The following is a 14642-nucleotide window of genomic DNA, read 5'->3' on the forward strand; positions in this document are numbered from 1 at the left end:
GGAGATTTTATATGACAGAACTAGAATCAAGACGTGGGAAAAGTCGTAGAGAACGTGTTGAATTTGCACGTTCTAGAGATATTTTGGATGTTGCAAACGAGCTTCAGATGGAGCTGGTTCGTTCTGGACGAGACTATCGATGGAAAGAACATGATAGCCTAGTTATTTCACCTGATAAAAATTTATGGAAATGGTTTTCTAGAAATACAGGTGGGGATGCGATTTCTTTGGTTGAGACAATAAAGGAAGTAGATTTTAACCAGTCTGTAGATTTTTTAAATGATGGAAATTTTAAAGAGTTTCAAATGGTTGAAAGACCTCAAGAAGATTTTAAATACTATCTTGAGAAATACGAGCAGCCGTTTTCAGCTGGAAGAGATTATCTGCGGAATCAACGTGGGCTATCCGATGAAACGATTGATTATTTTTTGGAACAGGGTGCATTAGCCCAAGCTAATGCCAAACTTGACTACTTTGCGGAAGGCACTGGTGGAGTCACAACAAATGCGATTGAGCCAGTTATTGTGTTCAAATCCCTTTCTTCTTCAGGTGAAGTTGTTGGAGCCTCTTTACAAGGAATCCAGGAGAATTGGGAGAAGTGGCCCAAACATGGCTATGCTAAAGTGATTATGAAAAACTCCGATCCTATGACAGGTATTCATGTTGATATTGGCAGTCCAAAACGATTGATTTTTACTGAGAGTCCAATTGATTTAATGTCCTACTATGAATTGCATAAGGATAGTCTTCAGGATGTCAGGTTAGTTTCTATGGATGGTTTGAAAGAATCTACTATTGGCCGTCATCTATCTCAAATTAAGGCTGAAATGTCAGGAAAAGCGCTAATATGGACACCTGAACAATTGGCAGACGGACTTCAAGTAGCTATTGATCGTCACTTTTTTGAAGATGGGAAAAATGCGGATTTAATCACCCTAGCTTTAGATAATGATAAAGCAGGTAGAACATTCATTCAAGAATTGGAAGCAAAAGGAGCTGTTATCAATTCGGATTTACCAGAACTAAGGCCAGGACAGGATAAAACGGACTGGAATGATGTTCTAAAGAATCAACAGGAAGAAAAATCTGATAGTCGAAAATCAGAATTTGAAGAAAAGGCTGAAGCAACTTTATCAGAATCAAGTCCCTTTCCTGATACCAGCCACCTTTCTCCTGAAGATGCAACATGGTTGAAGGAAAATTGGAATAATATTTCTTTTTCTGTTCAGTCAACTAGACCCTCTGAAACAGATCCGACTACGAAAGAAAAACATATTCCAGACAATCAAGAATCTATTGCCAATACAGAGGAGAATGCTGGAAGAACGATGAGCTACGAAGAGGTGAAACGGGAAAACGAAGCCTTAACTAAGAAATTAAATAATCGGATTCAATCTGGAGAATTATCAATCGAATTTGCGCCAGATTTCTATCTGTATGATGTCTTTGCGAAGTTGGGGAATAGCCATCCTACAAAATATCTCAATGATAAGCGAATGGAAGTGCTGTCTCCTATTCATTCACTTTTAAGCTCTATTGATGATCGAACGGTTGATTTATACAAGACAAAAGGGACTCCTGAACAGGATTCCTTGTATCAAGCATTGAAACCTCATCAGAGAGCTTTGGGAGTAGATATTTCAACCCAGTTTATTGGTGAACTTGCAATAGCAGCCTACAATACCAACAAGCAGATAGAAAGCCTTTCAAGTGACAGTTTTGGCGTCTATTTTGGTGAAAGAACCCTTGATAATCTATCACAATCGGTTGAGCGAATGTTGGAGTATCCATTGATTGAATCAGGAACAAGAGACTTTTCCTATGGATTTGTGGTAACACCAAACACATTGTTCCACTATCTGGAAGAACAAGAGGGAGAAGTGGTTTTAAATCGAGAATTATTGGATAACTTGATGTCACGTCTTGATACTCAGCCTATTAAGATAAAGGAAGTCTCAGAAGAAAAAGAAAAGTCTCTTGATAATAATCAAGAGACTAACACTGGGGGCGAACTATTGAATCGCAATTCCAGTTTTTTAGGAGTGGAAACTCCAGGGACAGCACCGCAGCCCGTTGAGAAAAATTCTCAACCTGATTTTCCTGCCAATGTTCATCTTCATTTTACCATCAATGAGGATCGAATGTCAAATAAAATATTCAAAAAAAACATGCGGACGTTAAATTTATACGCAAACGCAATGAGAGACTCGGCTCAATGGTATCTAAAAGAAATGTCAGGGACAAGTATCCATTATGTTTATAAGAATCCAGAAGAAAAGCAATTCCAAATTCTAAATGTTAAATTTGATAAGAAAAATTGGATGCACTTAACTGGAGTAACACCTGTATATAATGAGTGGGTAGAACATTTGTCTGAGTCATTTGTTGAAGATGTTGCAGCTGGAAAAGGGCATTTCAAAGATTTAAAATTTGCGCAGGGAATGTCGGATAAACTAAAAGTTTTGAACTTATTACCTGAGGTGATAGAGTCAGACTCCTTTGTGTTTAACGATCTTTCATCTGTAAAGAAATTTAATAATCTGGATCTTTCAAAAGCAATTAGACCAGAAGATACTGATTTGTTATTGTTATTCAAAGAAAAGGAATTTACTCATGTCCCTGCATCTTTAATGAGAGTGAAGGGTGATTTAAGTAAACAACTGAAAGATATAGATACTGGCACAATTCTAGGTGTCTATAGAGAAAGAGATGGTCATATTGAGCAACTGTCAATTAATGAGGAATATGTTAAAGATGGTGGCGAGGAAATGTTATCTGTCTTAAAAAATAAACAGTATGAGGAGGTTTCTGAAGAGCCTGAACCACCAGCTCCAGAGGGCACACTGAATAAAACCTCACTTGATTCAGCTACCTTTACTCAAGTCTTAGATACTGTCTATAATTTAGGTGTGCCAGATGATATCTCAAAAACGCCAGAAGGATTTCATCAGGCTTGGAATCAATATCTTGACTATGCGAAGAAACACAATGATAAATTTGATCAGATTGTTGCTGCAGCTGGGAAAGATCATCTCCTAGATACAAATTCAGATTTTTATAAAGAATGGATACAAGATCATATCTATAAGGAAAACTACCATGTACGACTTCAATGGTCTGAGGAACGCCCAGAAGGCCCTATATTGCCATTTAAAGAGACAGAGCTGATATCTTATCAAGATTTCGCTAGGGAGCTATATAAGGCTAATCAGGACTTTTATCCAATTCATCAAGAAGGAATGAAACAAGTAACAGCAGGCAATACTGAAGGCTATATCCCTCCTACCAAAATTAAGTTTGATATCTATGCTCCAGGGGGTGAAATGATCAAAGAGGGAATTCGATATGATATTGGAGATGAGACTAGACCAATTTCACAAATGCTAGGATTAGGATATCGTCGACTCAACGGTCAATCTGAACTAGCATCGATGGATGAAGAAATTCTTTCTCAGCTGGAAAATAGAGAGGTGAATAAGGAAATTTCCCAGGAAGCAAATGAATCGTCTCGATTGATGGGAGAGGGAGAAGGTCAAAACCTTGATACAAGAGAAACGGAAGCTTTTCAATCTTCTAAGCAAGAAACTAAAAATAATTTTCTTCAGCGTGTAGAGGATATTCTAAAAGAGGAACCTATTTCAGAATTGGAGACTCCTGAAGTAAACCCAAGTAGTATTGATTATGCTACTTTAACGCCTCATGAATTGAGTGAGGTTGCTTTTCAAAAAGTGAGAGAGTACACAGAAACACCAGAACGGTTAGAAGAGTATCTGAATTTTATGAGTAAGTTTCCAGAACTCTCACCTAGAAATGTAGCGTTGATTCAGGAACAGTGGCCAGGAGCGAATGCAGTCGCAACCTATAATCAATGGCAATCTATGGGGGAAGCTCTTGGGATTACTTCAGATCAGGTATTTGAAACTAGAAACACCTATACCAATAAAAAAACAGGTCGAACAAGAGAAGTTGTTCATAACAATCTTTCGGTTAAGACAGGAGAAAAATCACATATTACCTTGTTTAGACCTATGATGGTTGAAATGATTCCTGTATTGGATGAAAATGGGAACCAAGTAAAAAATGGAAAAGGCAATCCAAAATATAAAAGACTTTCTGAAGCGACACCTGAAGAAAAAGCTTTAAAGAAGCAAGGAAAATTAAAATCTCGCTTCTTCCAGGAAAGAGATTCAAAAACAGGCTTAGCTAAATTCGCTACGTATAAAGTCTTTGAGTTGTCTCAAACAACCTTGAAGCCTGAATTTTATCCAAAAGCGATGCCAAATCGTCACTATGATTTTAATATGGATCATATTCGTACGAAAGAGGTGCTTGAAGGACTTTCAGACTATGCTAAGAATATTGGGATAACAATCTATCAAGACGATGCAAAAGAGTTGAGGAGTGCGAAGGGAGCTTTTTATCCAGATGAACAAAAAATACTTTTGAATCCAGATAATACTCCTGGGGAAGTCGTTGCAACAACTATTCACGAGTTAGCGCATGCTAGTCTGCATAATCCTAAATTTGCTAACTCGTATAAGGAAGATGTCTCAAAAGATCGTAGAGAACTTGAAGCTGAGATGACAAGTTATCTCGTTTCTAAGCATTTTGGGTTAGATACCTCGGAGAAAGCTATTCGCTATATGGCACTTTGGACTGATAATTTAACATCTCTTGATGATCAACAATTAGCGCAATCTATGAAACGGATTCATGGGACAGTATCTAAGATTGTAAAAAGTGTTGAACAACATACAAAACCTTACCAGTTAAACAGACAGGTGGTACAAAATCAAAATTTTATCCAAAGCCCAAAGAAGGGGCTTAAAATCTAGAAAGAGCGCTCTTTAAGAGCCTCTTTTTTGTGTATAAAGTTATATAACTTTTTGTGCTGTTTTTTGATATCAACTTACTTTATTATTTGTCAATGTCCCTTTACAAAAGATTTTTTAATTATAGCTTACAATGACAGAAAATGAAGTAGAAGGAGAATGATATGGTTATAGTTGTTCTGGCTGAAAAAGAGAAACAGGCAGAAGCTTACGCTACAGCTTTGGGACAATTTAGTAAAAAGAAAGGTGTCTATGTCATTAGGGAGTCACCCTATTTTCCAGTTGAAGTACATGTGGTGGCTGCTGAAGGGCATCTATTTGAATATAGTGAACCAGACAATTGGTCGCTTGATAAATTACCTCTTACAAATGTTTCATTTAAGCAACATCTGAAAGAGGACAAGGATTCGAGAGAAAAATTTAAGAGAATCTATGATGAAGTGGTAACAGCAGATCAAGTGATTATTGGGACGGATGCTGATAGAGAAGGAGAGCGGATTGCGTACTCTATTTTATCGCATATACCAGGAGGCAAGGAGAAAATTTGGAAACGTCTTTGGGCAAGCTCCATGACAAAGAAAACTCTTCAAAAAGCTTTTCAGGAATTGAAAGAACCTTCAGAAACCTATAATTACTATTTAGAAGCTGAAGCACGTGCACAAAGTGATTGGTTGGTAGGAATGAACTTATCACCTCTTACAACGATTGATCTTCAAGCAAGAGGACAACTCCCTCGAACAAAAGGCAGCCATCTATCGGTTGGCCGAGTTCAAACACCAGCGGTCAGACTAGTTTGTGAGAATGACTTAGAGATTCGTAACTTTACTCCAGAAAAATATTGGAAGCTTCAGCTGGAGGATAAGAAAAATGGGGTGTTCTTTACGACCAAAGATAAAACTAAAGATAGTGAAGCTATTTTAGTCTCTTCAAGGGGTTTATCAACCACCTCTGTTGTTTCTTCAGTTGAGGTAGAAGAACATCAGAAATCAGCTCCACAACTATTTACCTTATCTGCATTACAAAGTTTTGCAGCAAGCGCCTGGAAATTTGACTCAGATAAAACAGAGAGCATTGTTGAGGGACTGTATTTGGAAGGATTTCTCTCCTATCCACGACCAGACTCAGAATACATCAATCAATTTGAGTTTGACGATTTAAAAGAAAATCTATCTGCCTATCAAAAAGCTATTAATTGTCATTTTGAGCCAGCGTTTTTGGAGCCTAGAGAAGATTATGTCAATGATGAAAAAGTGTCTGGTACGAGCCACTCAGCCTTGATTCCGACTGAAAGAATTCCAAACCTTTCAAATTTAAAAACTGACCAACGACTGATTTATGAAGCAGTTGTGAAGCAGGCAATCTTGATGTTTGCGGATGATTGTCATTATTCAATAAAAACAATCAATGTAGAAAATAATGGTTTTGTTTTTAAAACAAAGGGTAGAACGCTTCATAAGTTGGGATGGGCTGAATGGAGTTCACGAAAGGTACGAGGTCCTGTTGAAGTTCCTGATTATCAAGTGGGAGATAAAATTGAGACGAAAGTTCAGATTATAGAGGGTGAAACAAAACCACCCAAAAGATTAACAGAAAGCCAATTGATTGGCCAAATATTTCCTAAATATGGCTTGGGAACACAAGCCACTAGAGGAGAAATCATTAAAAAAATTCAAAGTAAGGGTTATGTTGTTAAAGATAAAAAAACAGGTCAACTAACGCCTACCAACAAAGCCTATCTACTTATCAATTATCTCTATGACAATGAGTTTTCTGATCCAGGGACAACAGGAGGCTGGGAAATGTTTCTATCTCAGATAGGAGAAGGGAAAATTAATCCAAGAGAATTTGTGGATGCGATAAAAGATAAGCTCACTCTTCAAATCAAAGAAGTAAAAGAAAGAGGTGATTAAGTGTGACTACTGAAGAAAAGAACAAAACACCCTATTTAGATCGTTATACAGATAATTTGACAGAAAAAGTTTCAAAAAAAGCGGAAGATTATCAGGTGTACGGACGTGATAAAGAAGTAGAAGCTGTTCAGACCACTCTTCTCAGGCGAACTAAGAATAATCCTATTTTGGTGGGAGAAGCTGGAGTTGGAAAAACAGCTATTGTTGAAGGATTTGCTTTAGCCATTTTAAGAAACCAGGTATCTCCAAAATTAAAAAATTTGACTGTGCGTTCTCTGGAACTATCTAGCTTAATGTCAGATGAGGATGGAGGATTTATTGTTAAGTTTAAAAAAATTATTGAGGAGATGGTAGAAACCAAAGGAGAGAATCTTCTCTTTATTGATGAATTTCACACTATTGTTGGTGCTGGAGGTTCAGATAAAGGTGCTCTGGATGCTGGAAATATTGTAAAGCCAGTTTTGTCACGTGGTGAGATGCAATTGATCGGCGCAACTACTTTAGATGAATTTCATGAATATATTGAAATGGACCGAGCGCTGGAGCGAAGGATGCAGCCAATTATGGTTTCTGAACCGACAACTACTCAAGCGATTGAAATTCTTGAACAAGCTAAAACTATTTATGAAAAATTTCACCAGGTGTCTATTAGTTCTGATGCTGTAAAACAAGCTGTACTTCTATCTGTTCGCTACATACCTGATCAATTTTTACCTGATAAAGCCTTTGACTTAATAGATGCAGCAGCGACAATTTGTTCTACAAATGGGTTAGGCCATGTAGGTAAGCAAGAAATTGCAGAGGTGCTGAAAAATAAAACAGGTATTCCTGTCACGACGATTTTGAAAGGTGACAAGGAAAGGCTAGATGGTTTAAAAGAAAAGCTGTCACGACGGGTTAAAGGTCAAGATGAGGCTGTAGATGCTGTTGTGAATGCTATAACTGTTGCACAAGCTGGCTTACAGGATCAAAGAAAGCCATTGTCTTCCTTCATGTTTCTAGGAACCTCTGGGGTTGGAAAAACAGAGCTTGCCCTGGCATTGGCAGAGGGAATGTTTGATGATGAGGAGGCAATCATTCGTTTTGATATGTCTGAGTACAAGCAAAAAGGAGATATTACAAAGTTGATTGGCGATCGTCAAACTAGGACAAAAGGTCAATTGACTGAGAAGGTTAAACAAAAACCTTATAGCGTTATTCTGATCGATGAGGTGGAGAAAGCACACTCAGAAGTTGTAGATTTATTTTTGCAGGTGCTTGATGCAGGACGTTTGACTGATTCAACTGGAAGGCAAGTGAGCTTTAAGAATACGATTGTTATTATTACTACGAATATTGGTTCTCAAAAAATTATTAAGCAGTACGAATTGAAAGGGAATTTTAAAAAGCTAACCGATAGGGATAAAATTCAGTTTGAAAAGAGCATGACGTTGGAGTTGGAAACTAAATTCCGACCAGAATTTCTCAATCGAATTGAATATAAATTGATTTTTAACATGTTAGACGAGGAAGTGAATAAGGAAATTATTGTCAAACAGCTATCAGAAATTCAAGAAAGAATGAAGAATAAAAAGTTGACTCTCTCTTATGAAGAAAGTTTGGTTACTTATTTACTAGATGTGGGAACAAATATAAAGGACGGTGCACGGCCACTTGAAAGAGTGATTAAGCATAAAGTACTTCCTTTAATTTCTAAAGAATTTCTTAATCTATCAGATTTCAACCAGGAATATCATTTTCATCTTTGGGTAGAAGGTGATGCGCCAGATGAACACCATCGTGAAGATAAAAGAGAAATATTATTTGAAGTTGAGGCTAAAAATAAGTCATTTGGTGAAGTATTATTTTCATAAAGTTCACAACAAAAAAATGATTGTCCCTTTAAAAAATTTTTTTCAATTATCTATTACACTAATATTGTCAAAATAACAAAGGAGGATTTCTATGAAAAATTATTTGACAAGACAACTTCAGCAAGTAAAGACAAAATCACAAATGTTTTTATTGAGCCTTTCTCTATTTCTGACAGGATCTACGGTCTATGCGGACGATCCGTTTGCCAAGTCTGATACCTTAGCAAAAGAAGGAATAACTAAGGTTCAGGGAATCGGTGTTGTGTTATTTGGTTTAGCGGCGGTTGTAACCTCATTGATTTATGGTTTTGGTGGACGTGAGCTAAAAGCGGCGATGAAGAAACATTGGGTTGCGATTGCAGTTGCAATTATTGGTGTTGCAGCAGGTCCAGGTATTATTGAATGGTTCTTTAACTTTATTAAAAAGTAAGGGGTAAAAATTATGACTTTTTCACTCTTTAATAAAAATAGATGTTCTATTACCGATGAGCTTTTCCTAGAACTGACCTGGGAAGATGGAAGAGGTCTAGAGGATGATAGTGAACTGCTTGATATTATTGAGGGATTGGATCATCTTGCTAATTTTCCTCAGCCGATTTCAAAAAGTTTGCCTTACCTAACATTTCAACAAGCCGAATTGTTGTTTAAAGAGTTAAAACAGGCGTATGGCAAGTTTCAGCTGAAAAAAGTATCAATTGCTCATCTAGAAGGGAAAAGCGCAGTAACAGAAGGGGAGGTTTATGCTAGTCCATTCCTCATTACTGAGGACTATGAAAATCTCTTGTTTCCCCTAATTCAAGCAATACTTACTCGCTCTGAATTTGCGAGTTACAGCTATCAGGAAAAAAGGGAGTATTTTGAGAACCAGATTTATCCTGTATATAAACAAAGTTTGGGATTATCTGATTCTTCTCTCCCCCTTTTCCCAGCTGAAGGTGAAACGTTGGTTCATTCTCAATCAAGTCGTTTGCCACCGATTCCAAAAGCAAGGGATCAAACAGATGCTACGTATCCCGTATCTCAAAAGCAGTCATCTTTCCTCAAGAAATTTTATCTATTTTTAGGTTTTGTTGGAGTGATTACAATAGTAAATATCGTTTGTGTATTTTTTGCTTTCACTCAACTATCTAACCAGTCAGAAAAAGTAAATTTCTTATATCAGGAACAAAAAAATACTCAACTAATCATTTCAACGAAAAATGAAGTTGATGTATTTAGTCGCTATTTCTTACCTTCTTATTACTCAGGCAAAAAAGAAAATCTAGTGGATTTTCTTTCTGAAGGTGATGCAAAATTCACCCAACCAAAAGAAGGAATTTTACAGTCCGTTATTTTAGAGAAGTTGAATTATGATTCAGAAACTCAAAAATACACGGTTTCCTATATCCTATCCGTCAAAAAAGCGGATAAATCATCTAGCGTTAGATTAACTTTTGATGTAAAAGCTTCTGATTCTTCAAAATATGGATTTGTTGTAGAAACAGAACCAAAAGAATCAAATTATCTTAAAAATTAGAAAAGGAAAAATCAAAATGCACAAGAAACAAGTATTAGCTACACTAGCACTATCAACTATCGTACTTGCACAAGCTGGTTCTGTATATGCAGATGAGCTTGCACCAATTGATTCTTCTGCTCCAACAACAGAAGTAGTTACGCCAACAGCACCTAGCACTTCAACAGAAACAGAGGCTCCAGCAGTTCAGCCAACAGCACCTAGCGCTTCAACAGAAACAGAAGCTCCAGCAGTTCAGCCAACAGCACCTAGCGCTTCAACAGAAACAGAAGCTCCAGCAGTTCAGCCAACAGAGCCTTCAGTTACTCCAGTTGATCCAACAACACCAGATACATCATCAACGACAGATAAACCGCAAGGTAAAGACAATGCGGAGAGTTTAGATGGCGTATCAACTGATAAACCAGTAACACCAGATACATCATCAACGACAGATAAACCGCAAGGTAAAGACAATGCGGAGAGCTTAGATGGCGTACCAACTGATAAACCAGTAACACCAGATACATCATCAACTAAAGACAAACCACAAGGTAAGGATAACGCTGGAAGCCTTGATGGTGTACCTGCTGAAAAGCCAAAAACAACAGTAGAGGCAAACGAACAAGGGAAGTCTCAAATTGGAACTACTTCAACTTCAACAGGTCAAGTGGTGCATGATGTAATAAAAGAACCAGTTGAAACGAATACAGGAGCTTCAATTGTTAGCACTCAAAGCGGAAACGTAGTCCTTTCAGATGGCTCTGTAGTAGCTCCTGAAGAGGTCGGTGGTACTGTCAACGAAGATAAGACTATCTCTGTTACTGATAAAGAAGGCAAACTTAAAACACTTCCAAACACTGGAACAGCAGAAAGTATTCTAAGTACTATTGGTGGCATGTTGTTGACAGCAGTAGGTTATTTTTACAAGAAAAAACTATTTTAATTAAGAAAAGGAGACATATATGACAGAAAAAACAAAAGGACACGGATATTTCCGTAAGAAAAAATGGGCTAAAGGATTAGTATCAGGAATTGCAGTTGCAGGGATTGTAGCTTTCTCTGCAGGATCTGTATTGGCAGATGAAGCAGTCCAGCCTGAAAGTAAAAACGATAACAATGCATACGCTATACAAGCTGGTAAAGCAACAGGAAGCCAGTCTGTAGCGATTGATAATGGTGTAGTTACTAAGGCAGCTGGAAAAGCAAAAGAAGCAGGGGTGAATGTTTCTGAGACTCAATCAGTTGATAAGGGAACAGATACTACTCCAACAAAACTAGAACAGTCTAAGTCTGATATTAAACAAGACCAGGACAAGCAGGTCAAGGCACTTGAAGACACGACTGCAAAACAAGTTCAAAACAATGAAGCCTTTAAAGAAGCGCAGGAAGCTATTCAAGCCAATAATAACTTTGTGGCTACTGAAAAAGGCAAGCACGGACAGTCAATAACAGTCACTGTAACGAATGATGGTTCGACTGCAACTGATGGAACAGCACCTAAAAACAAGGAAGCTGCTACAACAGCTAAGAAAATCTTGTCAGAGAACAAGAAAGCAGTAGCAGATTACCTGGTTGAAAAAGGGGCCTATGATTCTAATGTTCAGAAAGCTTCTGAGTTAAATCAGGCAGTAGAAGCTGCTGAAAAAGATTTGGAGAAAAAGGGCGTAACAGTTAAGGTAGTGACACGTACCGTTTCTTCAGTCAAAGAAGTAGAGGCGCTACAAAAGAAAAATGATCAGGCTATTGCAGTTGCAAAAGGCAAAGTGGAACTTAACAAAGCCATGATGGCTGCCTACACAGAGAAGAAGAATGCTAGTGATCAAGTCAACCAAGATGCTGATCGCAAATCAGCTGATTTGAAAAATTCTGGCGTACTTTTAACTTCTAAAACACAGGAAGTTTCTTCAGCTGATGAAGCGAAGCAAATTGGGAAACGAAACCAATCAGCTTATGATAAAGCTAAGAAAGCACAAGCAGACTGGCAGAAGAAATACAATGAACTTCAATCTAAAACAAGTACGGAAGGGTTCACAAAAGAGGTTGTCTTACAGGCTCTCAGTCTTACTTCGGCCAATCCAAATGCTAACGTAAAATCTAGTGCTTCTGGCGCTAAAGAATTGACTACAAGCTATGTCGCTTCTTCAAGTGGAAATTCTGGATATGGTCGTATTCTTGATTCTACCAAAGTCTTGAAATATCAGGATGTTGGCACTGGATGGAAAACAGAAATTGACTACACTAATCTGAAAGGTTTGACTGTTTCAACTGCAGATGGTTCAAAACATACTATTTCTCGTATTCATCGAAAATTCGAGATTCTTAATCAAGGGAAGACAGGATTGAATGATGTCTATGTCTTGAACGACCCAACAGAAGGCTTTGTTGTAGCTCGTAATGATGGTACTGGTGATACTTCGGATTACATGAAGTTTAGAGTAACTGATACTTATTATTACAATGTTGATGGTAAAGAAGTAGTGTTCACTGCTTCAGAAAAAACTCCAGCAAGTATAACTTATTCATCTCTTAACTATAACAAAGTTGGTTGGGAAGGTGCTGGAGCAGTTAATGGTAAAAATATTGAGATTAACGGTTCAACTGTAACATACCATAAAAACGATGGTTACAACTATGCTGATAACTATAATACAGAGGAAAATGTTGGAGTTACATGGGATACTTCTGACTCTCCTTATCAATATAAGGGAGCAGCACTCGGTGTCTTCACTAAAGGGACTGATTTCACTACTGATTTTGCTCAATGGGATGGCTCTGCAACACCAACAGGACAGACATACTGGTTTGCCTTAAACACTAAAGTGGTAGCACCAGTTGTTGAAGTTCCAACTACTGCAACTATCACAAAAACAACTGTGAAACCTGTCAAACCTGAGCCCGTATCAGCTGAATTGGTGAATACAAAGAATCCAGTCAAACCAACCTTGACTCTTAAAACTCTCTCTGAAACTAAAAATCAGAAGTTATCCGCAAGCTATCACGGTTACAAATTGCAGTATAAACCTACTGTCCGCAAGTCTGTATCTGACACAGATAAAACGAATACAGATGGCCAAACAGTAGCTAAAAATGCTACTCAGCTTTATACATTGACCCATGATAATATCTATGAGAACCTTAAAAAGGGAGACAAGATTACCATCATTGATCCACTCGAAGCTGGTGCTGTTCCTGATGTAGCTGTCACAAAGGCAGCTGCAGAGAAAGCAGGATGGGGCGTTGCCTATGATGCAGGAAAGAACACTTATACCTTTACTGCAACCTACGAAGGGAAGCACTTAGAAGCTCCTGTGATTACCTGGAAACCAATCTATGACAAGGGCTTCTATGACAACACTTATAAAGTGTTAGTGAATAACTATGAAGTTTTCTCAAATACTGTTACGAACTACACTCCAAGACCTCCAAAACCAGTCAAATCTGTGTTAGATCATTCTGGTAAGGATATCAATGGTGCTAAAACATTTGACCGCAACGTGACCTTCCGTCTGACAACAGATTACAGTCCATACACCAAAACTCTTGCTTCAGCGCAGGCACTTGGTAAGAAGTTTGGAATCCTGGATGATGTTCAAGACAAAGCCTTCACAGTTTACCACAGCAAAATCAAGATGACTGCTGCAGGGCAAGACGTGAAAAATCTCTTTGATATGTATCATGTTCTTTCAGATGCTGGGCGTACGGATGCTATCAATAATATCCTGAAGGAATTGAACTTGGCACCTAAAGGTGAATTTTATCTTTGGGTTGCGAAAGACTCTGCGAGCTTCTACAACAATTACGTGAAGCAAAATAAAAATGTGACGATTGATCTTTCAGCGAAACTCTTAGTAAAAGAGGGAGAAATCGTGAAGAACGATTTTAAACAGATCGATTTTGGGAATAGCTATCAGTCGAATCTTGTAACAGTTGAAGTTCCAAATGTTAAGCCAGAAAAACATGTACTTGATAGAACTGGCAAGAAAGTCCTTGATGGCAAAGAAGTTCAGCTAGGTGATTTTGTTCAGTACCTTCTTGATGGAGTAACTGTTCCAGAAAAACATGATACATTATACCAATATGACGGTGTAGATAAGCTCGATATGAAGCATGATCGCTATACTGGTAATTGGAAGGGTATCATCAAGGGTACAGAATACACAGCAGAAAAAGAGCTTGTGTTGCCTTATGATGTGACATTGAAAAATGGTAAGGTTATCAAAGCAGGCGATAAGATTGCCAAAGGTAGCACTTATGCCTTCACCTTTGAATTTAACCAAGGTACTAATTCAGAGTTTATCAAGAAACTTGTAACTGTTAAGTGGGATGCCAAAGGTGGTCAGTGGTCTTACGTTATCAATCAAGATTTCCTAAACTCTCTAGGAGTTAAAGGAACCTTTGATGCAGACTTCTACATCGAGGCGGAGCGTATTGAAACGGGTGATAAGATTGAGAATACTTTCATCAATATTGTTAATAAACAAGAAATGACTGCCAAGGTTATTACTCGTACACCAGAGCCACCGAAACCAAAACATCCAGAAAAACATGC

At 37.8% G+C, this 14642-nt stretch carries 7 protein-coding genes; all 7 read left to right on the forward strand.

Going from position 1 to position 14642, the window contains the following annotated elements; all coding sequences use genetic code 11:
• Positions 1–11 precede the first annotated feature (11 nt).
• On the forward strand, positions 12–4835 hold the full coding sequence (locus tag OCF96_RS05990; protein ID WP_261446684.1) for a PBECR4 domain-containing protein: 4824 nt from the start codon (positions 12–14) through the stop codon (positions 4833–4835).
• A gap of 161 nt (positions 4836–4996) precedes the next feature.
• Complete coding sequence (locus OCF96_RS05995) at positions 4997–6742, forward strand: type IA DNA topoisomerase (RefSeq protein ID WP_261446685.1); 1746 nt, start codon at positions 4997–4999, stop codon at positions 6740–6742.
• A gap of 2 nt (positions 6743–6744) precedes the next feature.
• Positions 6745–8595: an AAA family ATPase gene (locus OCF96_RS06000; RefSeq protein ID WP_261446686.1), complete on the forward strand. Its 1851-nt coding sequence runs from the start codon at positions 6745–6747 to the stop codon at positions 8593–8595.
• A gap of 91 nt (positions 8596–8686) precedes the next feature.
• Positions 8687–9025 carry a conjugal transfer protein TrbC gene (locus tag OCF96_RS06005; RefSeq protein WP_261446687.1) on the forward strand — a complete coding sequence of 113 codons (339 nt, stop codon included), beginning with the start codon at positions 8687–8689 and terminating at the stop codon, positions 9023–9025.
• A 12-nt stretch (positions 9026–9037) separates the two neighbouring features.
• Positions 9038–10111, forward strand: a complete 1074-nt coding sequence (locus OCF96_RS06010) for a hypothetical protein (protein ID WP_049537675.1) — start codon at positions 9038–9040, stop codon at positions 10109–10111.
• Between the two features lie 16 nt (positions 10112–10127).
• Positions 10128–11036, forward strand: coding sequence for an LPXTG cell wall anchor domain-containing protein (locus OCF96_RS06015; protein ID WP_261446688.1), 909 nt, complete (start codon positions 10128–10130; stop codon positions 11034–11036).
• Positions 11037–11055: 19 nt separating this feature from the next.
• Positions 11056–14642, forward strand: a 3587-nt coding sequence (locus OCF96_RS06020; RefSeq protein ID WP_261446689.1) for an SspB-related isopeptide-forming adhesin, incomplete at its 3' end; no start/stop codon positions are given.

Source organism: Streptococcus mitis, assembly GCF_946190065.1.
In the GTDB taxonomy this organism is placed as follows: domain Bacteria; phylum Bacillota; class Bacilli; order Lactobacillales; family Streptococcaceae; genus Streptococcus; species Streptococcus mitis_DE.

Coding starts and splice junctions, on each gene's coding strand:
- OCF96_RS06010 (WP_049537675.1), top strand. CDS start 9,038: ATGACTTTTTCACTCTTTAATAAAAATAGATGTTCTATTACCGATGAG.
- OCF96_RS06015 (WP_261446688.1), top strand. CDS start 10,128: ATGCACAAGAAACAAGTATTAGCTACACTAGCACTATCAACTATCGTA.
- OCF96_RS05995 (WP_261446685.1), top strand. CDS start 4,997: ATGGTTATAGTTGTTCTGGCTGAAAAAGAGAAACAGGCAGAAGCTTAC.
- OCF96_RS06005 (WP_261446687.1), top strand. CDS start 8,687: ATGAAAAATTATTTGACAAGACAACTTCAGCAAGTAAAGACAAAATCA.
- OCF96_RS05990 (WP_261446684.1), top strand. CDS start 12: ATGACAGAACTAGAATCAAGACGTGGGAAAAGTCGTAGAGAACGTGTT.